This is a genomic window from Sulfurimonas sp. (assembly GCF_041563495.1).
Lineage (GTDB): Bacteria > Campylobacterota > Campylobacteria > Campylobacterales > Sulfurimonadaceae > Sulfurimonas.
This window is the reverse complement of the sequence record NZ_JBFFMZ010000002.1, coordinates 166013-190327: the sequence shown is the minus strand read 5'-3', so window position 1 is coordinate 190327 and position 24315 is coordinate 166013. Positions and strand designations below refer to the sequence as shown.

Here is a 24315-nt window from a genome sequence, read left to right as displayed (position 1 = left end):
TTGCAATTCACCTTATTTGTGAAATCCGGCAAATTTATTATTGTTTTTATGGTTAAAGATGTAGACACTAAGCAGAACTAAAAAGCTCATGCCTACCATTATCGCACTATATATGTGAGCCAAAGAGTAGTCCATAACTTCGACCATCTCATAAATAGCTACAGATGCCACTTTTGTCTCACCTGGGATGCTCCCGCCAACCATAAGAACCACTCCAAACTCTCCGACAGTGTGGGCAAAGGTTACGATAATGGCAGTTATAAGTGCAGGTTTCATGTTTGGAAGGGCAACTTTTACAATAGTCTCCAATCTGCTTTTTCCGCTGATGTAGGAGGCTTCGAGCATGTTTTTGTTTATGGACTCAAAACCGCCTTGCAGGGGCTGGACCATGAAAGGCAGAGAGTAAAAAGAGCTTGCAATGACCAGACCAGTAAAGTTAAAGACCAGTTTCACTCCAAAATACTCATCAAAAAAAGCACCGATGGGGGAGTTTTGAGAAAGAGCTATAAGGATGTAAAAACCTAAAACAGACGGAGGCAGAACTATAGGAAGTGCTGTTACTGCTTCAAGGACGGGTTTGCTTTTTGAGCGGGTCTGTGAGAGCCACCATGCAAGAGGCATGGAGAGTATAAAGAGTATAAGTGTCGTGATTGCTGCCAGTTTAAAAGAGAGTATAAAAGGAGCAAATTCCAAGGATTCTAACATTCTATAATCTCCTTGATTGACAATTCGCTTGCCTTTATAAAGAGGGTGACCCTGTCACCAACTTTTAAGTTCATTCTTGCAGATGAAGCTTTAGTGATGACACTCTCGCAAGTAGCATCTCCCATACTAAGTTTTACACTGCTTAAAAGTTCACCGTTGTTTATCTCGGTTATCTTTGCATCAAGCTGATTTGAGTAGCTGATATCTCCGCTGAACTCTTTTGCTATGGCTATATGTGTCGGTTTTGCAGTGAGTATGACTTTACAGCCGACTTTTATCTTTTCATTTAGATCCAAACTCATCATACTAAGTTTCTGAGCGCAGAAGTCAAAGTTTACAATGTTAAGGTTTTGTACACTCTGGATTTTTGTTATTTTTGCCGTGAACCTGTTCATTGCACTGAGTATCCGTAATTTTTAAATATCTTTTTTGCATCGGCTGAGAGGATAAAGTCATAAAAAGCTTTTACCTCTGCATCTTTTTTTAACATCACGATGCCTTGTTTTATTGGGGTGTAGAGTTTTGTATCAACTGCGATCCAGTTTATGTTCTCTTTATATTTTGACATCTTTTTAGAGTATAGAGAAGACTTTGCTATGATTCCTATATCGGCTGCACTTAGAGCATAAGAGAGAGTTTGAGAGATTGACTCTCCGTAAACAAACTTACTTTTTACGGCATCTTCAATCTTTACATTTCTCAGTGCTTGCACAGCGGCTATTCCATATGGGGCGGTTTTTGGATTTGCTATAGCTATTTTTGAGATCTCTTTATCTAAAAGCAGATTTATTCCTTTGCTGAAATCTCTTTTTTTACTGCTTATAAGTGCCAAAGAGCCTAAAGAGTAAACTTTAGGCTCTGTTATCGCTATTTTTTCTTTATATAACGCTTGCGGATATTTCATGTTTGCAGACATAAACAGATCATACGGAGCACCGTGTTTTATCTGTGCTGTAAGTTTTCCGCTGCTTCCAAGAGTCACTCTTACTTTTGTATCGGGATGAGTCTTGTTAAACTCCTGTTTTAAGTCCTCTATGGCGTAACTTACATTTGCCGCTACGGCTATGTTTATAGTACCTGCGCCAAGTGCCGAGATGCCGAGTGCCAGTAGTATCAATAATCTTTTCATTTATATTCCTTAGATGCTGACAATAATATCTGTAGCTTTTATAATCGCATAGATTTCTTGGCCAATCTTGAGCTTTAGTGATTCCAAAGAGTCATTGCTTATGGCAGAAGTGAGGGTGTTTTTGCCTATAGAGAGTTTTACCTCAGTACTTACTGCATCTGTCTTTAGTGCCGAGATGGTACATTTTATGATGTTTCTGGCGCTGATTCCGTGAAGCTGTCCGGTTGAGAGCATGATGGAACTCTCTTGAACAAGCGCAAAGGCTTTATCGCCTTTTTTGAGATTCATGTCTGTAAATGTCGCAGTCGGAATGATGGCAAAAAGTGAGGTATCATCAGAGATGCCGAGTTCGACTTTAGTGTTGTACTCTGCTGTGGAGAACTCTTTTATGTAGCCTGTTATCATGTTTCGAGAGCTGCTTTTCATATGAAGCTTGCGTATAAGTGAGAGATGGTTGTCATTGTTTATCTCGTTCTCATCTACTTCAAGCAAGAGGGCGTTATAAAACTCTTTGAATTTTTTAAATGAGTTTATCAGGTCTTTACCGACCTTGGTCACCTGTGCGCCTCCGCCATTTTTACCGCCTGTGACTTTCTCTACAAGAGGTTTTTCAGAGAGATTGTTCATGGCATCTACCATATCCCAGGCAGCTTTGTAACTCATCTTCATGGCTTTAGATGCTTTTGAGATAGAACCGTGTTCATCTATCTTTTCCAGAAGTTCAACTCTACCGTTTCCAAGCAGGTTTTTACCTTCTTTTTTAAACCAGATTCTACCTTCGATTTCCACACTAAACCTTTGTATATTAAAATATATAACGAAATAATATCACTTTAGAAAAAAGATGTCAATAATGATAAATAATTTTTTTTGTATAGTATAATAAGTCTATGTATTTAAAAACCAGACGTACTTTTTTAAAAAAGACAGCCTTTAGTACAACTGCCCTTGTTTTGCCAGCGGCGGAAATTTTTGCATCTGCATCTGTGCTTGATACTCTTGAACTTGCTCAAAGAGATTTATATGGGGATTCAAGCGATGCTCCAAGCTTTAAAGAGATAAATGCAAGAGCTTATTTAAGCCTTGTTCTGACTCACTCCCGCGTTATGCAATCTACAAAGAAATTTATAAAAAACGGTGCATTATGGTTGGACGAAGAGGCTGAGAAGCTTTATAAAAAACCATACACGAAACTTGATAAAAACGAGCGTCAAAAGACTCTGGAATCAGTCGCTCAGTACAAGTGGGGTGAAAACTGGATGAATGTGATGCTCAGTTTCATTTACGAGGCAGTTTTGGGTGATACCATTTACGGTGTAAACAAAAATGAAAGCGGTTGGAAATGGCTTCGTCATGCATCCGGACTGCCAAGACCAAAGGAGCCTTTGCTGTGAAGTATGATGTCTGCATAGTCGGGAGCGGTGCGGGAGCTGCTCCAATAGCCTACGAACTCTCAAATGCCGGTTTTAATGTGGTCGTTCTTGAAAAAGGGAAGTCTTACAAAGAAGAAGACTTTTCAAAAGATGAGTTGGCAATCTCACGAAGAAATAAATTTACGCCTCTGCTTAAAGATGAACAACATGTAATGAATGTAAGAGAAGAAGACGGGACTTTAAATAGATATGAGGGAGCTCAGAGTGACTGGAACTTTTGGAACGGCTCTATGGTCGGCGGTTCATCTAATCTTATGAGCGGTTATTTTCACAAGATGCACGAAAATGACTTCAGGCTTAAAAGTGTTTACGGAGATATAGAAGGTGCAAATGTTGCTGACTGGCCAATCTCTTTAGAAGAGTTGGAACCATACTATGAAAAGGTCAAAAAAGTTGTCGGCGTATCGGGCGAGGGCATGGAGTATAAAGCTTTAGAAGTAAACGGTGCTACAAAGTGGTTTGACAAAGCATGCAGAGAGTTAGGATATAAAAGTTTCGCTACACCGCGAGCAATACTTTCTACTCCTGCGTTAGATAGAAACAGTTGTTCATATTCAAACTTTTGCGGAAGTTATCCATGTGCCACAGGGGCAAAAGGGAGTGCAAGAGCGGCATTGCTTCAAAAGTGCGATGCAAAGATAATCAACGAAGCTTTTGTCTACAAGCTTGAGAGTGATGCGAGCAGAGTGACGAAAGCTCATTATTACGACAAAGAGATGAAAAGCCACTCTGTAGATGCTAAGATATTTGTCGTAGCGGCTCAGGCTATTGAGAGTTCAAGACTTCTATTAAACTCTAAGAACTCTTACTTTCCAAACGGTCTGGCAAACAACTCGGGACAAGTCGGAAAAAATCTTGTCTTCTCAGGCGGAGGAGCAGGAACAGGCCGCATAAAAAAGGAGAAATTAAGTGATGCAGAGTTCCAAGAACTGATGACTCCGGGCTTGTTTTTTAACCGTTCACTTCAAGACTGGTACGAGTATGAAGAAAACGGCAAAAAATACAAGGGCGGGACTATAGACTTTTTGTTTGAACACTCGAACATCATCTCTCGTGCATCCAGAGAGTTTTATGATGAAAATGGCAACATAATGTGGGGAGAAAAACTTCAAAAAAAGATTCACGATACTCTAACCACTTCGAGAATCTTAACCTTTGAAGTATTTAACGACTGGCTTCCAACTGACTACACCTATGTCAGTATAGATGACAAAGTAAAAGATAAGTACGGCGTAGCGGTCGGGGCAATAAACCTCTACGGACATAAAAGAGATATTGAGGTGGGAGAGCATCTGGCATCAAAGGCTGAGAAAGTCCTAAAAAAAATGGGAGCAGACGAGATATCCGTAGATATATCAAACTCTCCTCCTCCAAATCTGGTGGCTGGAGGCTGTCGTTTTGGAGCAGATGCAAAGAGTTCGGTACTGGATAAAAACTGCAAAGCCCATGAGTTAGACAATCTTTACGTCACAGATGCCAGCTTCATGCCAACGGGCGGAAGCGTTCCATACACATGGACTATCTATGCAAATTCTTTTAGAGTTGCTGATTATTTGAAGAGTATTTTGTGATTTTGTAACATTTGATTTTAGGAATGGTTGTGCACTTATGGTTAACTATCCCTCTCCAATGATTTGTTTAATAATTCAAAACTGTACTTTAAAACGTTTTCCGTCGTTTGTTCTTGCTTCACCAAATCCATGACCATTCCATTCACTATATTGAACTATAACCTCCATCATTAATTTACTTACATTACTTCGAAGCAATGCATAAGCATTTGAAGTACCTCCAGATGTAAGAGTATAAGATGTTGAACTACCATAAGCTGATGCACTTGAAGTCCCAGAATAAGCAGTAGCACTACCAAATGTATTTCCAAGGCTAAAACTAGCATTGCTAACAGCACTGTATTGTCCAGTTAAAATTTCTCCGTCTGGCATAACTACTGTAACCATACGATTTGCTTCATTGTATTTTGCATCTAAAGCTGTACCTGTTTCAAAATTGACTATTTGCATCTTATGAACACAGCCGCTTAAGAATAAAAGAATCATTATAGAAATTAAAATTCTCATCAATACTTTTTTCCTTTTTTATTTAACGAATATTGTAGCATAAGCACATACAAAAATTAGAAATAACAGAACATTAAAAACGTTTTATTAATTAGAACTATGTTTTAAAAAAGTGATAAAAGATATGATTTTAATCAAAATAGCTATAAAAGCTTAAAAAAATCATGTATATTTAATACTAAAATAGTTGTTATTTGAATAAAATGTTTGTTGATTTGTAAAGTATTTCACTAAAAGAACATAATGTTCTTTTAGCTATTAGATAAATTATTGTAAAATTGCATTACAAAAACAAAAAGGATAATTATGGCTTACGCAACGGCAAGACATATTTTAGTAGCAAGTGAAGATGAGTGTAATACTTTAAAAGCAGAGATAGAAAGCGGAGCTTCTTTTGAGAGCGTAGCACAAGCACATTCTCAGTGTCCATCAGGCGCACAAGGCGGAGATCTAGGTCAGTTTGGTCCGGGACAAATGGTTCCTGAATTTGACAAGGCAGTGTTTAGTGGTGATGTGGGAGTTCTATACGGACCTATTCAGACTCAGTTTGGTTACCACCTTCTTGAAGTAACATCTAGAGGCTAGGCTATATCATGGTAAAAGTAAGTGCTATACAGATGCAGATGAGCGACGACATAGAAGCAAATGTCGCAAAAGCAGAAGCGTATGTTCGTGAATCTCATGCAAACGGCACACAAATCATACTTTTACCGGAACTTTTTTCATCCCTTTACTTTTGTAAAGATATGGATGAAAAGTATTTTTCTCTGGCAACTCCTTTGAAAAACAACTCACTAGTAGAACGCTTCTCAAAGCTTGCAAAAGAGCTTCGTGTAGTTATATTAGTCAGTTATTTTGAAAAAAGCGAAGACGACTATTTTAACTCTTTGGTTGTTGTAGATGCAGACGGAAGAGTAATGGATAACTACCGTAAGACTCACATCCCTGACGGTCCCGGATATGAAGAGAAATTCTACTTCAAACCTGGAGATACAGGCTTTAAGGTTTATGAGACAGCCTATGGCAAGATAGGTGTCGGTATCTGCTGGGATCAGTGGTTTTGCGAGACTGCAAGAGCCTTGACGCTTATGGGTGCCGAGATCATCTTTTATCCTACTGCCATAGGAAGCGAGCCTGAGATTCACTTAGACTCAAAAGAACACTGGCAGCGTGTTCAAATGGGGCATGCCGCAACAAACACCGTTCCTGTCGTTGTTGCAAACCGCATCGGTGAAGAAAAAGGCGAGAGTTGTTCTTTGACTTTTTACGGTTCATCGTTTATAACAGACTATACAGGCGCCAAAATAGCCGAAGCTTCCAGAGACAAAGAAGAGATTATCTATGCAGAGTTTGATTTAGAGGACAATGCCAAACAAAGAGAGTACTGGGGACTTATAAGAGATAGACAGCCTTCTAAATATGGCATAATATCTCACTAATGTGATTTTGGAACCTTTTTTGCTTTAGAGATGTAAAAATATCTCAGCAAAGGTAGGTTTATGGAAATTGTATTGCGCAATAATCTTATTCTTATCACTACAGGATTTGACACTCTAAATACTCCGTGGATGAAGGATTTTTTAAATCATCACGCAAGAGGTATGCTTTTTTTACCAAAAGCAGTCTTGGTATTTAGAAATGATACACTGACTGAAGTTAGAGAGGAATTTTTACACGAGCTCTCACAGCACCATGCAAAAACGCATGATTTTGATCATAGATTTTTTCTTCGCTCGATGCTAAAGTACGGCACACAGCCTATAAGAATAGAACTGGAAAAACTTGAAGATCCTCAAACCGTAAAAGTAAATCTTTATGCGTATGATAAAAACACAGTTTTAATCTCCATAGATCAGCCTAATTTATGGGTTCTAAATTATTTTCGTTCTCAGTTGGAAGTCTATGTAGAAAGAGGAACCGATATCTCCTTGGTGGTAGATGTCGGCGACTATAAAGCAAAAGCAAGACTTGAGAGGGCTTTAAATAAAAGACATATCTTGCATTATCAGATACAGTACTCTTACGATAACCGTTTTATGAGTAAACTCTACAGTGATTTTGCAAGTTACAGTTTTGGTGATTTGTGTAAAAAACAAAAAGATGATGAGAATATTCGGCTTTATACCCTACTTGAATGTCCGGTCGGTGCGAGTCAAGATGCACTCAAAAAAAGCTATAAAAAATTGGCTAAAGTCTATCATCCCGACAAGATTGTGCATGAGTCTCCAAACATGGTAGAACACTACACGCAAAAATTTCAGCTTTTACAAGAAGCATATACGGCACTTCGAATCGTTAGTTAAATATTTAGTTCAAAGAGGTTACCGATAAGCTGAGTGTTTGAAGCATTTTTTAGAAGTGCTTCAAAGTCTTCAGAACTGTAGAGTGCTAAATATTTTCCCTGCATCTGTTTTAATTCTTTTGAGAATCCTCTTTTAGAAAACAGAACTACCTGATAGGGTTCTATATCTAGTTTTTCGCATTTTTCTTGCAGTTTATGCAGTTCACTTTTGTTTACTCTATGATTAGTCCATTTACATTCTGCCACATAAACTTTCTCTTTGTTCGTGACTGTCAGTATGTCTATCTCGATTTTTGCATCCCAGTAACTTCCTGAACTAAGTATCTGTGCATCTCTAAGGTTATAGTTTAGCAGTACTTCTGAGAGTTCTTCAAAGACCAGACTTGTATAGCTGTTTTGTTTAGTCTCAAAATCTTTAAAGAATTTTTCGTAATCACCGTTTTTTATATGTCTGATATTTGGATATATAAAGTAAAACCAGAACCTTATAAAAGGGTATGTAAAAAGGACTTTATGAGAGATTCTGTGTCTTGCTATCTCTTTTTTCAGTTTACCGTCTGGGTTTAGACTTTTTGCAGGTTCTTCTCTGGAGTATTCTATCTGGATAAGACCTTTTTCCTGAAGAAAGTTAAGTGCACCGCCGCCGTTTCCGTTGTTCAGCCCAGCTCGTCTAAAAGCTGAAAATATTCTTCTGTCACCGATTGCCAGAGCAGTTAAGAGTCTTTTATAGTTTGTCTCGTTTAGTGTCAGTTGTTCTATCTTTTGGTTTAGTTCATCAAAGTTTTGAAGGATGATATCTTCTATAAGAAAAGAGATGGGTTTTGTCGTATCAATCTCCAGACCAAGACCGCCAAAGATAGCGAAATACTCAATTTGAGTCTCCATATCATCGGGAAAGTTTCTAAAATAAAATGAACGAAATTGTTCTAATAGTTTTGCGTTTGTCATTAAGTGTATTTTATCATAAAATTATTACCTATAGGGTTTTTAGAGATGCCCTAAAGTTCACTTCCCCATTTTAATGCATCTATTCCGTACTTTTCTCTGAGCTTTTGTGTGTTGTCTGTCAGCTTTTTCATCTTCTGTTCATCATTAAAACCGATTAGTGAGAGCTCTTTTTTAGAGTCTCGCGTAAAGCTCGAGCAGTTTATACTGAGTCTTATGACATGCAGCCGTCTTTGGGTGTCCGCTTCGTTAAAAAGGCTAAGACAAAGAGAGTCAAATTTTTTCTCTGTAAAAATTTCGGCAAGAGATATGTTTTTGTGAGAACTCTGACTCATCTCATAAGAGATGCTAAGGTGAAATACAGTCGGGACGACCTTTAGTTTTAAGATGGCAAAGCTGAGATGCCTTGCTAATATGTGAACTCTTCTTCTTAGCTCATTCCTATCGTGCAGAGGATCAAAAGTACGGGAGATGCCGATGGACTTTCTTTTGTGTGTCGTCTCTATTGGCGCATCTGCAAGACCGCTTACTCTTTTGTACAGTTCCTTTGCGTAGGGACTCCACGACTCGATTGTTCCGCGTCTTTTTTTCAAATCGCCAAGTGTGTGAATCTGGGCTGAGCGAAGCCTCTCTTTCATACTTCGACCGATTCCGGCAAACTCTCCGACGGGGATATTTTGTATGAATGCATCCAGCTCGTAAGGATAGATAGTTTTGCATCCAAAGGGTTTGGCAGCCGTTGTGGCAAGCTTTGCGATGTAGCGGGTTTTTGCCGCTCCTATGGATACGGGAAGTTTGACTACTCTTTTTATCTCATGTCTTAGGTTGTCTATGAACTGCTCGACTTCATCATCTTCTATCCAGCCGGACAAGTCTCCGTAAAACTCATCGATGCTTGCCTGTTCTACAAGCGGAATGCGAGACTGCAAAAACTCATGAAGCTCATGAGATAATTTTTGATAAAGAGACATGTTAGGTGCTTTTATGATTAGTTCAGGACAGAGATTAAGCGCTTCTTTAATGCTCATAGCGGTTTTTACGCCGTATGCTCTTGCTTCATAACTTGAAGTTGTTAAAATCCCGCGTACTTTTCCGTCCGCATCTTTAAAGGCGTCTAAGTCGTCATCTTTTTCTTCATAATCTTTGTAAAAAGTAGGAACAAAAGAACCGGAATTTTCAAAGTTCACGGTCTGTCTTTTTGCATCTTTGTTAAAAATCTTTGTGTCACTTCTTCCCCCTATGGCAACAGGTTTATGCTCAAGTGACAAATCTTTGATGCGGGCAGCACTTACAAAAAAGCAGTCGATGTCAATGTGGATTTTCATAGTCTAATTATATATAAAACTAAACGCTTCTGTTAAAAATATGACAAATTGAAAATAAACTTCTTGCTATAATGACACTCATGAAATATTTACTCATTGCATTTGTACTTTTGTTTAGTGCTTGTAGTACGAAAAACTATGAAATTACGCAGACAAAAATCTTTATTATAAAGTCACCAAAAATCAAGTTTGCTGATGTGGGCTACTTGCGAAACTCTGAAAAATCAGTAGAATTGGAGCTTTTTGCGGCTGGAAAAGCGATAGAGAAGATAACTATCAATCATCTTATATGCACTAGTGAAGGTTGTATGACAAAAAGCAGTTTCAACAAAGATTACCTGCATGAGTCATATCCGAGTGGGGTACTTCAAAATATACTCCTTGGAAATGCCATTTATGATGGAAAAAACAGAGTTCAGACTCCAAGCGGTTTTGAACAAAAGTTAGAAGATGATAATGTAGATATAACTTACAGAGTGAGTTCAGATGCTATCTACTTTAAAGACAGAAAAAACAAAATAATATTTAAAATCAAGGATACTAAATAATGAGCAAGGCTAAAAGTAATAAATTTGTAGGAGCACACACAAGTGCAAGCGGCGGAGTTTTTAATGCCGTGACAAATGCTCAGGCGATAGGTGCCAAAGCATTTGCGCTTTTTACAAAAAACCAAAGACAGTGGGTTGCAAAAGATTTAGACAGAGAGACTATAGACAAGTTCAAACGTGCACTTGATGAGAGCGGTATACTTCCTAAACATGTTTTACCACATGACTCATACCTTATAAATCTCGGGCATCCAGAATCTGAAAAACTTGAAAAATCAAGAGAAGCATTTATAGATGAACTTCACAGATGCTCCCAGCTTGGACTTGACAGACTTAACTTCCATCCGGGAAGCCACTTAAAACAAATAAGTGAGGATGAGTGTCTAAGTATAATCTCCGAGTCTATCAATATAGCTCTTGATAAGACAAGCGGAGTAAAAGCTGTTATAGAAAATACGGCGGGACAAGGAAGCAACCTTGGTTACAAGTTTGAGCAACTGGCACAAATCATTGACAAAGTAGAAGATAAAAGCAGAGTGGGCATCTGTATAGATACTTGTCATATGTTTGTTGCGGGTTACGATATAAGGACAAAAGAAACATACGATAAAACTTGGGATGAGTTTGGAAAAGTCGTAGGGTTTGAGTACTTGATGGGAATGCACATTAACGATTCTAAGCCGCCTCTTGGTTCAAAGAAAGACAGACACCACTCTTTGGGAGAGGGCGAGATAGGTTTTGATGCGTTTGGATTTATAATGAATGATAAAAGAATGGATGACATCCCGTTAATATTAGAAACAATCGATGATAGCATCTGGAAACAGGAAATAGAACTACTTTATTCTTTGGAGAATTAAGTATTATTCATGTAATATTAGTTGGGATTTTTTGAAAAAAATGGGTGTAAGTTACAAATTTTAAGGATTTAATTGAAAACATTAGTTGATTTTTTACAAAGCAAGAAGATTGAAGAATCTCAAATATTTGCACAGCTTAAGTGTAGTGTCAACGAAGCTCTAATGCTTCAAAACTTGTCTAAAAAGTATATGGAAGGACAAGACGATGTCTTGGTCCTGGAACTATTAGGCGAACTTTATGATGACAAAGGATTTGAGCATCTTGATCATCTGCAAGAAGTGAAGATACTTCTTGAACTTGGCTGGATACATCAGCAGAGTTTTACTCCGGTAAAAATATCTGAAGTGACACCTTTGGAGCTTTTGAACACTGCAGTCGGCCTCAGTCCGTCATTTTTAAAACTGCTTCAAGACGGTGCGACTGATACAGAGATACCTGATATTAAACCCTATACAGACCATCTTGAGTATTTGCAAGACCAGTTTTTCAGGATTGAGCTTTATCAAAAGATGAGCACCATCCGTCAAAACGTTCACGAGCACTCTCTTGGCATCGACAGAGTTCAGCATAAACTTCAACTGCTTGAACAGAGAATAAGTCAAAGAGTAGAACAGACTACGGAAAAATTGGTCTTAGATAAATTTTTTAAACAAAAAAAGTTTCAGATTAAAGAAGAAGTTATCTTTTTAGCACTCCTTCGCGAGGAGTACAGTGCTACGGATGCATCTCTAAGAGAGATGAACACTTTGATTGATCTAATCTCTTTGGATGAATATGACCGTATTAAAAACCGCTCTCTCTTAGAAGACGGTTCAAGTCTGCTAAATGAAGGAATCATCGACTATGAAGAGATGCTTAACCCTTTTGGCGGCATCTCAAGAGCGTTTTACATCGTTGATGACATACTTCAAAGTATTATCCATCCGCAAAAGAATAAAAAAGTACGTCGTCTCAAACTTAACGCGGTCATAGATGACCAGGATATCTTTGAACTCATAGAACCGGAGACCTCTTTAGAAGATGTAGTTCTTGCAAAAGAGACACAAACTACACTTGAAAACCTGATGCGCCAAGTTGACAAAGAAGTAGTAAACCGTTTGATAGAGTGGGGAATAAAAGATAAAAAAAGCGGTATAGATGCAAGAATCATCTTTTACGGTCACGCTGGAACCGGTAAGACTATGACTGCCTACTCACTGGCAAAATCACTAAAGCGCCAGGTGCTCGCTTTTGACTGTTCTAAGATTCTCTCAATGTATGTCGGCGAGAGTGAGAAAAACGTCCGTAAGATATTTGATACCTTTTATGACCTTTGCGAGAGAACAAAATCTGAGCCTATTCTTTTGTTAAATGAAGCAGACCAGTTTTTGGGTGCACGTTCTAGCGGTGTTTCAAGTGGTTCTGAGCAGATGCACAACCAGATGCAAAACATCTTTTTAGAACAGATCGAGAACTTCAGAGGTATGCTTATAGCTACGACTAACCTGCTTGAAAACATAGACAAAGCGTTTTCAAGACGATTTAATTACAAGATAGAGTTTAAAAAACCAGATGAAGCACAAAGACTCATACTTTGGGAGAAGATGCTTCCTCTAAATGCTCCGTATGAAAAAGGTTTTGACGTAAAAGAGTTGGCTAGCTACTCATTGACAGGCGGACAAATCAATCTAATCATAAAAAACACGGCATATAAAGTAGCCGTAACAGATGAGCCTCTTTTTACTTTAAATGATTTCATAAGTGAGATTAAAAGAGAAAGAGATGCAAATTTCGACAGTGAAAAATCCATGGGGTTTTTAAGTAAATAATTCTACTTTAATGTAGAGTTATTGCACATTCTTATAATAATTCATAAAAAATCTAATCTAATAATTAAGCGTAAATTTAGCTGTTTTTCACTCTTTGTAAATCCTAGTGTTACTTTTTTACACCTATGTTACCAAGTGCTAAAAATCATGTAGCGTTTAGTAGCATTTTAAAATTCTTCCCCTTTTGGCTTCGTAAATTTAATACTCTTTTTGATATAGTGCACTAACTGTTTTTTCTAGGATAATGCTTGAAAACAATGAAAAAATTATTTAAAGGTAGGTTATATGGAGCATATTAGCACTGCAAATCCGTATTTTGGGGTATTTGTATTATTTGTTATAACATTTGGTGCATTTACGGCTACGACTATGATAGCTCGTTTAGCGAGTCGCGCGTTAGCTGCGAAAAATAGCGAAAAGATTAGACTCTCAGTTTACGAGTGTGGACCAGAGGTAACTAGACAACCAAATAGAATATCACCACAATTTTATCTATTTGCGTTACTTTTCTTACTATTTGATGTTGAGATTATTTTTATGTTTCCATGGGCGGTAGACTTTAAACTACTCGGCTGGTTTGGTTTTGCCGAGATGCTAATGTTTATATTTTTATTAGCTATTGGATTCGTATATGCATGGAAGAAAGGAGCACTTGAATGGCACAACATAAAGTAAATTATACACAAAGCGCCGGCTTGCCTGTAGCGCTGACAAGTATTGATAAAATCGTTAACTGGGGTCGTTCAAACTCATTATGGGCACTTACTTACGGTCTTGCTTGTTGTGGTATTGAGATGATGGCATCGGGTGCGTCAAGATATGACTTTGACCGTTTTGGAACAATCTTTAGAGCATCTCCTCGTCAAGCAGATGTTATGATTGTTGCGGGAACGCTTACAAAGAAGCACGCTGAGTTTATCAAAAGACTATACGACCAGATGACTGAGCCTAGATGGGTTATCTCAATGGGTTCATGTGCAAATACGGGCGGTATGTTCAACACATATGCAACAGTTCAGGGTGTTGACAGAATTATCCCTGTTGATTTATATCTTCCTGGTTGTGCACCTCGTCCAGAGACACTTCAGTACGGAGTTATGTTACTACAACAAAAAATCCGTGCAAATCATGCGTCTAAAGCACAAAAAGCAAAAAGGTTAATGTAATGAGAGCATATACACCTAAAGACAATGTACAGAAAAAAGCATACTATACGGACAGATTTTATAAATCTCCGCAAGTTGCAAAGAGTACGGTAGAAAGTGATGAAGTTTTCAGCGCAGATTTAGAGGCAATAAAATCTAAGTTTGAAGTTTTAGATGCTTTCATCCAAGTTGGACAGATGGTTGTTTACATCAACGCTAAAGACAATTACGGTGTTTTAGAACTTATGAGAGATGAGCTTGAATATACTCAGCTTTCAGAGATGAGTGCTATTGACTGGCTTGCAGATAGAGGCGGTTTTGAAATCTTCTATCAGATGCTGAGTATGGGCAAACGTAAACGTATCCGTATTAAACTTTTCATAGAAAAAGGACAAGCGGTAAACTCTGTAGAGAAACTTTTCCGCTCGGCTGACTGGTCTGAGAGAGAGATGTTTGACATGTTCGGTATTCAAGCTAACGGACATCCGTTTATGAAAAGAATTTTAATGCCTTATGACTGGCAGGGACATCCTCTTCTTAAGACTTATCCATTACAAGGTGATGAGTTTGCGGCTTGGTATGAAGTAGATAAGATCTATGGAAAAGAAGCGAGAGAAGAAATTGGGCCTGAAATTCGTGACACTTCAAGAATTGACCGTTATGATTCACAGAGATTTGCTCGTTTAGGACATGAAGTTCCTAAAGGAACAACAATTACAGGAGACGAGCTTGCTATAGAGCAGGCTTACCAAGAAGACGGTGGTGTGTTCTTGATTAAGAAACTTGATAAAGAGTCATCAGTTGTTATTGATGATCCTCAAAGATAGGGTGGTAAAAATATGGCACAAATTAAAAATAGATTAACACCGTTTTTTGAAAATATCACTTTTGATAGAGACGATAATGAGCTTATCCTAAACTTCGGTCCTCAGCATCCATCAGCTCACGGACAGCTTCGTTTAATGCTTCACCTTCAACAAGAGATGATTGTAAAAGCGCATCCGGATATTGGTTATCTTCACCGTGGTATGGAGAAAATGGCTGAGAACATGATTTACAATGAGTTCATGCCTACAACTGACCGTATGGATTATATCGCTTCATCTGCGAACAACTACGGATTTGCTCTTGCAGTTGAGAAACTTATCGGTTTAGAAGTTCCTCGCCGTGCGAAAGTTATACGTATGCTGCTTTTAGAGATTAACCGTCTTATGTCTCACCTTTTTTGGTTAGCTACTACTGCTCTGGATATAGGTGCGATGACAGTTTTCTTGTTTGCATTCCGCGAGAGAGAATATTTGATGGATATCATCGAAGGTTATTGTGGAGCTAGACTTACGCATGCTGCTATTCGTATAGGTGGTGTTCCTTTGGATATTCAAGATAGCTTCCTACATCAACTAAGAGTATTTTTAAATAAATTACCTCAAAATATCAAAGATTATGAAGATCTTCTTGATACTAACCGTATCTGGTTAATGAGAATGGAAGAAGTCGGTACTATTTCTAAAGAGATGGCTCTTTCATGGGGTTGTACAGGCCCTATGCTTCGTGCGTCAGGTGTAGCTTGGGATCTTCGTAAAGAAGAGCCGTATGAGTTATATGATGAAGTAGAGTTCAATGTTCCTTACTCAGATAAAGGCGATAACTTCGCTCGTTACCGTATCTATATGGAAGAGATGAGAGAGTCTGCTAAGATTCTTTACCAAGTAATAGATATGTATGAAAAATGTGTTAAAGACGGAGAAACAGAGTTAATGGCTCATGCTCCTAAATATGTATCGGCTCCAAAGCTTGATATCATGACGCAAAACTACTCTTTAATGCAGCACTTTGTTCTTGTAACACAAGGTATGAGACCTCCTGTAGGAGAAGTTTATGTAGCTACCGAATCACCAAAAGGTGAGTTAGGTTTCTTCATCAACTCCCAAGGCGGACCGTATCCGTACAGACTGAAGCTTCGTGCTCCGTCTTTTTGGCACACAGGTATTTTAACTGACTTGCTTCCTGGACACTTTATCCCGGATGTTGTTTCAATTATTGGTACTACAAATATTGTATTTGGTGAGGTTGACAGATAATGAAAAGATATGATTTAAGACACTTGAAATCTGAGTTTGAACCTAGAATGAAAGAGATTTTAGGAACTCACAGTGCAAAAGAAGTAGCAATCTTTTTATTTGAAATTGGTGATTTTACTCCAATTCAAAAATCAGCAGATTTAGTAAGAGAATGTGGTTATGAGTTGATGAACTCTTTAAAGTTTAACGAAGTCGACTGGACTATCGTAGTAAAAAAAGCTTAGGGATTTAATTTGAGTAAAGTATATTTTTCTACTTGGAATGGTGAACTGATTAACAATGTCGGCAAACCACAAGAAGAGTGGGAAGAATCAGCTTATAACCTACCTGCAACTTACGATGACCATCGTGACTCGAAAGCCTTTATCGGCTGGGACGGTGTTTCACTGTTCAACGAGGATGTTGATGTAATCCGTCTAGCTATGGAATATGCTGCGCAGTATCAAGTATACTCTGAAGCTTGTGGAAGATGTGCACCCGGAAGATGGGGTGGCAGAATTCTATATGACCAACTAGACAAGATTGCACGTGGTGAAGGTAGCATAGCTGATATGGACCACTTAAAAGAAATCGGTAAAAGTATGCAGATCACTTCAAAATGTGAGATCGGTAAGACTGTTCCAAATCCTATTATTGATTTAATGACTCATTTTGAAGATGAGTTCATGGATTGTATAAACAATCAAAAACCGTCTAAACACTATAACGATGAAGTCGGTTATATTGCAAAAATTACTGCGCCTTGTACTGACATGTGTCCTGCACATGTTGACATTCCGGGATATATTGAGGGTGTAAGAGATTTAAGATTTGATGATTCTCTGCAAGCTACGCGTCAAACTATGCCTTTAGCACATGTTTGCGGTCGTGTTTGTCCGCATCCTTGTGAAGATGCTTGTAGAAGAACGAATCTTGATGAACCTATCTCTATCATGGAACTTAAGCGTCTTGGTGCAGATTATGAGACTGACCACGGTTTTGGTTTTTTCCATCCTATGGAGAAACAAGAAAGCAATGGTAAAAAAGTTGCAGTCATCGGTGCAGGTCCTGCCGGACTAACTACGGCTTACTATCTTGCAGCAGAGGGAACTCAGGTAGATGTTTATGAAGAACTTCCTGTTCTTGGCGGTGAAGTTGCCGTAGGTGTTCCTGAATACAGAATGCCTATCGACAAGTACAATCAGGATATCGAATGCGTAAAAGATATGGGAGTTAATTTCATAACTAACTCTCGCATCAATGCTGATGATATGAGAAGATTTGAGCAGGAGTACGATGCAACTATGGTTGCAACCGGTACCCGTATATCGAAAAAAGTTCGTTGTGATAATGAAAGACCTGAAATAAAAGGTTACTGGTCAGCTATCGAGATGCTTGACCAGATAAATCTTTGGGACAAGTATGAAATCGGTGAAAAAGTAGACTTGACAGGTAAGACTGTTGTTTGTGTCGGTGGTGGATTTACATCTATGGATGTTGTCCGTTGTGCTGTACGTGCAAACGCTAAAAAAGTTTACATGATCTATCGTCGTGACGAGAAGACAATAATAAGAAATACGACCTATGAAGAGTATCATGAAGCAGTTGAAGAGGGTGTAGAATTTTTATTCCATTCGGCTGTTAATACTATGGTTGATGAAAATGATGTTTTAAAATCTTTATTGATAGACAAGTTTGAGCTTGTGCCTGACCCTGACGGCGGTCGTCCTCAACTTGAATTAATAGAGGGCGCTTCATATACGATAGAAACCGATTATCTGATTCCTGCAGTTTCGCAATCGGCAGATCTTGACCTTCTTCCTGAGGAATGGGAAATAGAGATGACGTCTTGGGCTACAATCAAGACAAACGGTAAAGATTATATGACGTCTCGTAAAGGTATTTTTGCATCCGGAGATTGTGAATATGGTCCTATGACGATTGTAAATGCCGTCGGCCAAGCAAAACGAGGGGCATCTGTAATATCAAGATACATTCAAACAGGAGAAATATCTCTGACTGATGATGAGATTATGGAAGACCATCTTCGTAAACTCAGAGTGTATGACAAAAAAGAGAAGGTTGAAGGTTGGCTTCCGGGCTTACCGAGACAACAAAGTGAGAAACTTGACGTTGATGTTCGTAAAGACAACAACAAAGAAGTTAATTTAGGTTTCACACAAGAAGAAGCGATTAGCGAAGCTGACCGCTGTATGCGTTGTTATTACATCGCTATGGTAGCTACGTGAGAAAGGGGGATAAATGATTAATTTTAAAATTGACGGTATCTCCGTAGAAGCAAAAAAAGGCGAGACAATTTTAACGGTAGCTCGTAAGAATGACATATACATTCCTACTATGTGTTATATCTCTAAGACTACGCCTTGTGCATCTTGTCGTATGTGTGTTGTAGAAGCTGAGGGAGTTGAAGGTTTTGTTCTTTCTTGTAATACTCCTCCGACTGAGGGCATAGAGATTAAGACAAACACAGAAGCTTTAGAGAATGAGAGAACAAACATCATGAAGCTTTATGATGTAAACCATCCTTTAGAGTGTGGTGTTTGTGACAAGTCAGGTGAATGTGACCTGCAAAATAAGACTTTAGAGTTTAATGTAGCAAAACAAAACTTCTCGGCTCGCGACCAGTCTCGCCAGACGAAAGACTGGGGACTTATCAACTATGATCCGTCTCTTTGTATTTTATGTGAAAAATGTGTTCACGTATGTAATGAAGTGATCGGTGATGATGCTATAGACGTTCAGTTTGGCGGATACAGCTCGACTATCATCCCTAAAAATTCTGATGTTCTTGATTGTACTTTCTGTGGAGAGTGTATTGCGGTATGTCCGGTCGGTGCATTAGTAAGTTCTGACTTTAAATATAGTGCAAATGCTTGGGAGCTTAGTCGTGTACCTGCTACATGTGCTCACTGTTCTGCAGGTTGTCCTTTAGAGTATGAAACAAGACATTCAGGAATAAACGGTGATGATTCTATCTACAGAGTGAAAAACAACTTTGAGTTTACATCACTTTGCGGTGCTGGTCGTTTCGGTTTTGACTTTGATAACAAAGAAACAAAAGATGAAATTGCATTTCACAAGGCTGTAGAAGCTCTGAAAAGTGCAAAAGCTATTCGTTTTTCATCGATGATTACAAATGAAGAGGCTCATATCCTACAACTTTTAAAAGGGAAGTTTGATATCAAACTCTTTAATGAAGATGCAAGAAAATTTCAAGAGTTTATGAGAGCATACAGTTCTGTGAGCGGAAAACTTCACCATAGCGGTTCACTGGATGCAATTAAGCAATCAGATGCGGCAATTGTTATCGGAAGCAGAATAGCTACTGACAATCCTGCTGTGAGATATGCACTTACAACTGCAGCTAAGCACAACGGTGCCAAAATAGTGTACGCTCATCCTATGGAAGATGCTTTAATGCAAAACACTGTAACTCAGCTTATGAAGTATGAAGTCGGTACAGAAGAGGGTGTTATAGCACTTCTTGCAAATGCAATTCTTAAAGATGCTGACCTGTCTGATGAGGAAAGAGCGTTTTTTAATGATTTAGATTTGGGTTATCTTGAAGCTGAGAGCAATATAGGTCATGAAGAGATATCTTTTATGATGAAGTCATTCTCAAGAGCAAAAAACCGTGTGCTTATTATAGGTAATGATCTTATAGCTCATAAACGTTCAGACAATATTGCAAAACTTGCAGCCATGATAGAAAAATACAGCACATTCTCGTTAGTGGTAGTTCCAAGCGAAGTAAACACTCTTGGTGTATCTTTGATATGTGATTTGGAAAAAGATGAAGATATAATCGATGTAGTGGGTTACAATGCAAAAGGTAACTTCATCATCTCATCTCTGGCTTACGCAAATCTTGCAGTACCTTCATTAAATCAGCAAGAAGGAACTTTTGTAAACATAGACAACAAAGTGCTTCCTACAAATGTTGCGGTCGGTTTTGACGGTTATACACTAAATGATATTGCAAGTGCCTGTGGTATAGAAAAAGCAAATACCGTTGATTACACTAAAGAGCTGAACAAAAGCGTCGGTTTTAAAGATATTGATTTTGATGGCTTAGAAAACTTCTTGTCTCCTTACGGTGATGACAACAGAGGTTATCTGCTTGATGAAGTGCTGTGTAAGGCTGAGGGTAAACTTGATGAAGTAGATGATTTACCTGAATTTAACGGTACTATAATATATAACGCAAATCCGGTTTTACAATTCAATGCATATACAAATCAAGCTAAACAATTAGAAAAAGACAGCACTCTTAGAGGTTCTGCTCAGTTTGCAGCTGCCGCGAAAATCTCTGATGGCGACAGAGTTGAGATTAGCTTCGGTTCTAAGACTCTGACAAGAGAGTTTAAACTTGACAGTGAGTTGAAAGGTACTATAGCCTTGAATCCTACATTTGATGATGTGATTGATTCAAGTAGATATAGATTTGAAAAATCCAAAATAGTGAGAGTAGTATAATGAGTAAAATTACTATAAATATTGACGGTAAAGAGGTCGAAACACAAGAAGGCGAGTTTATACTAAATGCCGCGCGTGCTAACGATATTTTTATACCAGCTATATGTTATTTAACAAGATGTAGTCCGACATTGGCTTGTCGTATCTGTCTTGTTGAGGCTGACGGCAAACAAGTTTATGCTTGTAATGCCAAGAGCAAAGACGGTATGAATATCACGACTACAACTGAGAACATTGCAAAAGAACGTCGTGCCATTATGGAAGTATATGATGTAAATCATCCGCTTCAGTGTGGTGTTTGTGACCAATCTGGTGAGTGTGAACTGCAAAACTATACATTAGAGATGGGTGTAGATGCACAACATTATACAGTTAAAGATGTGGATAGAAGTTCTCATGACTGGGGACATATCCATTACGATCCGGGTCTTTGTATAGTTTGTGAGAGATGTGTTACCGTATGTAAAGATATGATTGGTGACAACTCTTTAAAAACTATTCCTCGTGGTGCAGATGCATTAGATGCCGAATTTAAAGACACTATGCCAAAAGATGCTTATGCAATGTGGAACAAGCTTAACAAGTCTGTTATCGGTTTGACTAACGGAACGGATGTTTTAGACTGTACAAGTTGTGGCGAGTGTGCTTCAGTTTGTCCTGTTGGAGCTTTAGTCGATACTCACTTTATGTACAAGTCTAATGCATGGGAATTAAGCCAGGTTCCTGCAACTTGTGGTCACTGTTCTGCCGGATGTCAAATCTCTTATGATGTAAAACACACAAGTATCGCTGATGATAGTGATAAGATTTACCGTGTAATGAACGAGTGGAACTATGTTTCACTATGTGGTGCAGGTAGATACGGTTTTGATTATGAAAACAGAGTTGCGTTTAAAGATGAAGCCGCATTTGCATCTGCAATAGAAGCTTTCAAAAAGGCTGATACGATTGCATTTACTTCAACAATAACGAATGAAGAAGCATATGTTCTTCAGACTTTAAAAGAGAAACACGGTTACCGCCTTGTTAATAACGAAGCAAAATCTTTTCAGACATTTTTAAAAGATTATAGTGAGATAAGCGGAACTATGCTTTATTCAAATGACTTGAAATCTACTCACAACTCTAACTTTGTTATTTCTGTCGGTGCAGCACTAAAAAGTGACAACCCGAATGCTAGATATGCACTTAATAACTCAATGACGGTAAATAAAGGTGCAGGTCTCTATTTTCATCCACTTCAAGATCCTATTATAGAAGGTCTCGGTAAAAGCATCATGACTGTTAAGCATGCTCCGCTTCAAGAAGAGGCTGTCTTGTACCTGATATTAGACCTATTCGCAGATAAAGAAAAACTTCCTAAGAAAGTAGTTGAATACTTAGCAACTTTCCACTCTGAAAAAACAGTAACGGTTGAAGAGACTATTAAAGAAGAAATAGTTGAAATCGTTAAAGAGACTAAAGTAAACGAAGAGACGGGTGAAGAGGAAGAAGTAGAAGTTGAGAAAAAGAAAATGGTTCCTAAAAAAGTATCTAAAGAGGTTGTTGTAGATGATAATGCTCTTTTAACTATTTTAGGTGCTGATGACAGTTTCATGGATGAGTTAGATAAGAACTTAAAGAAAAAAGATACTTTTGCAATGATTGTAGGACCGGATTTATATAATCATCCAAACTCTAAAAATCTTGCAAGACTTGTAGGTTTAGTTGAGAAGTGTAGTGATTTTGAACTTACTATGATTCCGGCACTTACTAACTCTTTAGGTGTAGCACTGATCTGTGAACTTGATGATGAATGCGGTTCATACACTGTAGGTTACAACGTCAGCGGAGACTTTACTCTCTCTGCTTTAGGTAACGGTGACTTGGATATGCCGGCTATGAACCAACAAGAAGGAACACTGACTTCTATTAACAAAAGAGTTAATCCGACAAATGCAGCATTGCCTTATAATGGTTATGAATTAAATGACATAGCAAACGAGCTTGGAATGAAAGCTCAAAATATTATTGATTATACGGCATCTCTTCCTACATCTGTAGGTTTTAAAGCTGAGGCATTTGATAACTTACCGAATCATTATGAAAATGATGGGACAGAGGTCAGAGGATATCTTTTAGAGAATGTAAAAATCAAAAGAAGCACTAACCAGAATGTTGAACCGTTTGGTGAAGATAAGCTAGAGGGAACTCTAATTTACCTTGCAAATCCTGTAAGACAATTTACTGATTTTACAAACAAAACGACTAATCTTGATGAAGTTGCAGGTCTTTATATGAGTGAAGAGTTCTTAAGCAACTCAGAACTAAATGAAGGGGATAGCGTGAGAGTGAAGAATGGCAATGGAGAAATTATTGTGAATATCGTTAGTGATAATAAAATTGCCGGTGATATAGCAGTTCTGCCGACATTTGATTCTAAAATAAATTCAGAGGCTCTGTTTAGCGGTTATCGCTTTGCAACAGCTTCGATTGAAAAGGTGTAATATATGGAAACAGCATATTTAATTGAGACGGTTATAAAAATCGTCGTAGTTCTACTTGTCTTTTCTGCATTAGCGGGGATAGGAACTTATTTTGAGCGTAAAATTCTTGCATTTATGCAGCGTCGTCTTGGGCCAATGTATGTTGGTCCGTTTGGATTACTGCAGGTTGCTGCGGATGGTGTGAAACTTTTTACTAAAGAGGATATTATCCCGACTAATGTTGTAGGCCGCGTATTTAAGATAGCACCGGTTATCACTGCCGCTACTGCATTTATGGCTGCTGCTGCGATTCCATTTTTACCACAGTTTACTATCTTTGGATACACGGTACATCCGATAGTTGCTGACATTAATATCGGTATTTTATATATCCTTGGAATCATGGGTGTCGGTCTTTACGGTCCACTTCTTGGTGGTATGGCTTCAGCAAATAAGTTCTCGCTTATCTCTGCTGCTCGTGGTGCTGCCGTATTTATCTCTTATGAGGTTGTAACAGGTCTGTCAATCTTAGCTCCGATTATGATGGTTGGTTCTTTATCACTTATTGATTTTAATGAGTACCAAGCAGGTGGAATCACTGATTGGATTATATGGACTCAGCCGGTCGCATTTGTTTTGTTTTGGATAGCTGCATTTGCTGAGACAGGTCGTACTCCATTTCACCTTATTGCTAATGACCATGAGATTATTGATGGTTTTGGTACTGAGTACTCTGGTATGAGATGGGGTCTTTTCTTTATCGGTGAGTATGCAAATATGTTCTTTATCTCATTTGTTATTCCACTTATTTTCTTAGGCGGATATGGAGACGGTAGTTTACTTGGAGCATTAGGGCTGCTTGCTAAAATGGCATTTTTCTTTTTCTTTTTCTTATGGACAAGAGCTGCTTGGCCGGATGTAAGACCGGATCAATTGATGTGGTTATGTTGGAAAGTCTTAATGCCGATAGCGGTATTAAACATCTTAATCACTGCAATAGTGTTGATGTAAGGG

Annotated in this window: 24 protein-coding genes; 17 read left to right on the top strand and 7 right to left on the bottom strand. The window is 38.3% G+C overall.

Features of this window, described 5'->3' with window-relative positions:
• Positions 1 to 12: 12 nt before the first annotated feature.
• From modB to ABYK18_RS02890, 4 genes are read right to left on the bottom strand one after another with little or no spacing between them, the layout of a single operon-like run.
• Positions 13 to 705, bottom strand: a complete 693-nt coding sequence (gene modB / locus ABYK18_RS02905) for a molybdate ABC transporter permease subunit (protein WP_373035116.1) — start codon at positions 703 to 705, stop codon at positions 13 to 15.
• Positions 699 to 1100 (bottom strand): molybdopterin-binding protein, encoded by a 402-nt coding sequence (locus ABYK18_RS02900; protein WP_373035115.1) that lies wholly within the window; start codon positions 1098 to 1100, stop codon positions 699 to 701. The genes modB and ABYK18_RS02900 overlap by 7 nt, the downstream gene beginning before the upstream one ends.
• On the bottom strand, positions 1097 to 1834 hold the full coding sequence (gene modA / locus ABYK18_RS02895) for a molybdate ABC transporter substrate-binding protein (RefSeq protein ID WP_373035114.1): 738 nt from the start codon (positions 1832 to 1834) through the stop codon (positions 1097 to 1099). The genes ABYK18_RS02900 and modA overlap by 4 nt, the downstream gene beginning before the upstream one ends.
• 9 nt (positions 1835 to 1843) lie before the next feature.
• Entirely contained in the window at positions 1844 to 2623 is a 780-nt protein-coding gene (locus ABYK18_RS02890) for a TOBE domain-containing protein (protein WP_373035113.1), read from the bottom strand.
• A 101-nt stretch (positions 2624 to 2724) separates the two neighbouring features.
• Here ABYK18_RS02890 and ABYK18_RS02885 point away from each other — a divergent pair, with 101 nt between their 5' ends.
• Positions 2725 to 3228 carry a gluconate 2-dehydrogenase subunit 3 family protein gene (locus ABYK18_RS02885; RefSeq protein ID WP_373035112.1) on the top strand — a complete coding sequence of 168 codons (504 nt, stop codon included), beginning with the start codon at positions 2725 to 2727 and terminating at the stop codon, positions 3226 to 3228.
• A complete protein-coding gene (locus tag ABYK18_RS02880) occupies positions 3225 to 4838 on the top strand; it encodes a GMC family oxidoreductase (protein ID WP_373035111.1) in 1614 nt (537 codons plus the stop codon). The genes ABYK18_RS02885 and ABYK18_RS02880 overlap by 4 nt, the downstream gene beginning before the upstream one ends.
• 75 nt (positions 4839 to 4913) lie before the next feature.
• On the opposite strand, the gene ABYK18_RS02875 is transcribed toward ABYK18_RS02880, so the two are convergent.
• Positions 4914 to 5324 carry a hypothetical protein gene (locus ABYK18_RS02875; RefSeq protein WP_373035110.1) on the bottom strand — a complete coding sequence of 137 codons (411 nt, stop codon included), beginning with the start codon at positions 5322 to 5324 and terminating at the stop codon, positions 4914 to 4916.
• Between the two features lie 327 nt (positions 5325 to 5651).
• Here ABYK18_RS02875 and ABYK18_RS02870 point away from each other — a divergent pair, with 327 nt between their 5' ends.
• Genes ABYK18_RS02870 through ABYK18_RS02860 form a run of 3 tightly spaced genes read left to right on the top strand, consistent with a single transcriptional unit; the run spans position 5652 to position 7648 of the window.
• Positions 5652 to 5930, top strand: a complete 279-nt coding sequence (locus ABYK18_RS02870; protein ID WP_373035109.1) for a peptidylprolyl isomerase — start codon at positions 5652 to 5654, stop codon at positions 5928 to 5930.
• Between the two features lie 8 nt (positions 5931 to 5938).
• Positions 5939 to 6784, top strand: coding sequence for an N-carbamoylputrescine amidase (gene aguB, locus ABYK18_RS02865; RefSeq protein WP_373035108.1), 846 nt, complete (start codon positions 5939 to 5941; stop codon positions 6782 to 6784).
• A gap of 60 nt (positions 6785 to 6844) precedes the next feature.
• Positions 6845 to 7648 (top strand): J domain-containing protein, encoded by an 804-nt coding sequence (locus tag ABYK18_RS02860; protein ID WP_373035107.1) that lies wholly within the window; start codon positions 6845 to 6847, stop codon positions 7646 to 7648.
• On the opposite strand, the gene ABYK18_RS02855 is transcribed toward ABYK18_RS02860, so the two are convergent.
• Positions 7645 to 8595, bottom strand: a complete 951-nt coding sequence (locus ABYK18_RS02855; protein ID WP_373035106.1) for a DUF234 domain-containing protein — start codon at positions 8593 to 8595, stop codon at positions 7645 to 7647. The genes ABYK18_RS02860 and ABYK18_RS02855 overlap by 4 nt on opposite strands.
• Positions 8596 to 8645: 50 nt before the next feature.
• Positions 8646 to 9917 (bottom strand): DNA polymerase IV, encoded by a 1272-nt coding sequence (locus tag ABYK18_RS02850; RefSeq protein ID WP_373035105.1) that lies wholly within the window; start codon positions 9915 to 9917, stop codon positions 8646 to 8648.
• Between the two features lie 80 nt (positions 9918 to 9997).
• On the opposite strand from ABYK18_RS02850, the gene ABYK18_RS02845 reads away from it, so the two are divergent.
• The 12 genes from ABYK18_RS02845 to nuoH all read left to right on the top strand — a co-directional run bounded on the left by ABYK18_RS02845 (position 9998) and on the right by nuoH (position 24312).
• Positions 9998 to 10465 carry a hypothetical protein gene (locus ABYK18_RS02845; RefSeq protein ID WP_373035104.1) on the top strand — a complete coding sequence of 156 codons (468 nt, stop codon included), beginning with the start codon at positions 9998 to 10000 and terminating at the stop codon, positions 10463 to 10465.
• On the top strand, positions 10465 to 11325 hold the full coding sequence (gene nfo / locus ABYK18_RS02840) for a deoxyribonuclease IV (protein WP_373035103.1): 861 nt from the start codon (positions 10465 to 10467) through the stop codon (positions 11323 to 11325). Before ABYK18_RS02845 ends, nfo begins: the two co-directional genes overlap by 1 nt.
• A gap of 72 nt (positions 11326 to 11397) precedes the next feature.
• A complete protein-coding gene (locus tag ABYK18_RS02835; protein ID WP_373035102.1) occupies positions 11398 to 13134 on the top strand; it encodes an ATP-binding protein in 1737 nt (578 codons plus the stop codon).
• A gap of 285 nt (positions 13135 to 13419) precedes the next feature.
• Positions 13420 to 13809 (top strand): NAD(P)H-quinone oxidoreductase subunit 3, encoded by a 390-nt coding sequence (locus ABYK18_RS02830; RefSeq protein WP_373035101.1) that lies wholly within the window; start codon positions 13420 to 13422, stop codon positions 13807 to 13809.
• Positions 13791 to 14300: an NADH-quinone oxidoreductase subunit B family protein gene (locus ABYK18_RS02825; protein ID WP_373035100.1), complete on the top strand. Its 510-nt coding sequence runs from the start codon at positions 13791 to 13793 to the stop codon at positions 14298 to 14300. The genes ABYK18_RS02830 and ABYK18_RS02825 overlap by 19 nt, the downstream gene beginning before the upstream one ends.
• Positions 14300 to 15106 (top strand): NADH-quinone oxidoreductase subunit C, encoded by an 807-nt coding sequence (locus ABYK18_RS02820; protein WP_373035099.1) that lies wholly within the window; start codon positions 14300 to 14302, stop codon positions 15104 to 15106. The genes ABYK18_RS02825 and ABYK18_RS02820 overlap by 1 nt, the downstream gene beginning before the upstream one ends.
• Before the next feature lie 12 nt (positions 15107 to 15118).
• Positions 15119 to 16360, top strand: a complete 1242-nt coding sequence (gene nuoD / locus ABYK18_RS02815) for an NADH dehydrogenase (quinone) subunit D (protein ID WP_373035098.1) — start codon at positions 15119 to 15121, stop codon at positions 16358 to 16360.
• Entirely contained in the window at positions 16360 to 16584 is a 225-nt protein-coding gene (locus ABYK18_RS02810) for an NADH-ubiquinone oxidoreductase subunit E family protein (protein WP_373035097.1), read from the top strand. Before nuoD ends, ABYK18_RS02810 begins: the two co-directional genes overlap by 1 nt.
• Before the next feature lie 9 nt (positions 16585 to 16593).
• Positions 16594 to 18588 carry an FAD-dependent oxidoreductase gene (locus tag ABYK18_RS02805; RefSeq protein ID WP_373035096.1) on the top strand — a complete coding sequence of 665 codons (1995 nt, stop codon included), beginning with the start codon at positions 16594 to 16596 and terminating at the stop codon, positions 18586 to 18588.
• A gap of 13 nt (positions 18589 to 18601) precedes the next feature.
• Complete coding sequence (locus tag ABYK18_RS02800) at positions 18602 to 20836, top strand: NADH-quinone oxidoreductase subunit G (RefSeq protein WP_373035095.1); 2235 nt, start codon at positions 18602 to 18604, stop codon at positions 20834 to 20836.
• Positions 20836 to 23322 (top strand): NADH-quinone oxidoreductase subunit G, encoded by a 2487-nt coding sequence (locus ABYK18_RS02795; protein ID WP_373035094.1) that lies wholly within the window; start codon positions 20836 to 20838, stop codon positions 23320 to 23322. Before ABYK18_RS02800 ends, ABYK18_RS02795 begins: the two co-directional genes overlap by 1 nt.
• 3 nt (positions 23323 to 23325) lie before the next feature.
• Positions 23326 to 24312, top strand: a complete 987-nt coding sequence (gene nuoH, locus ABYK18_RS02790; protein WP_373035092.1) for an NADH-quinone oxidoreductase subunit NuoH — start codon at positions 23326 to 23328, stop codon at positions 24310 to 24312.
• Positions 24313 to 24315: the final 3 nt, after the last annotated feature.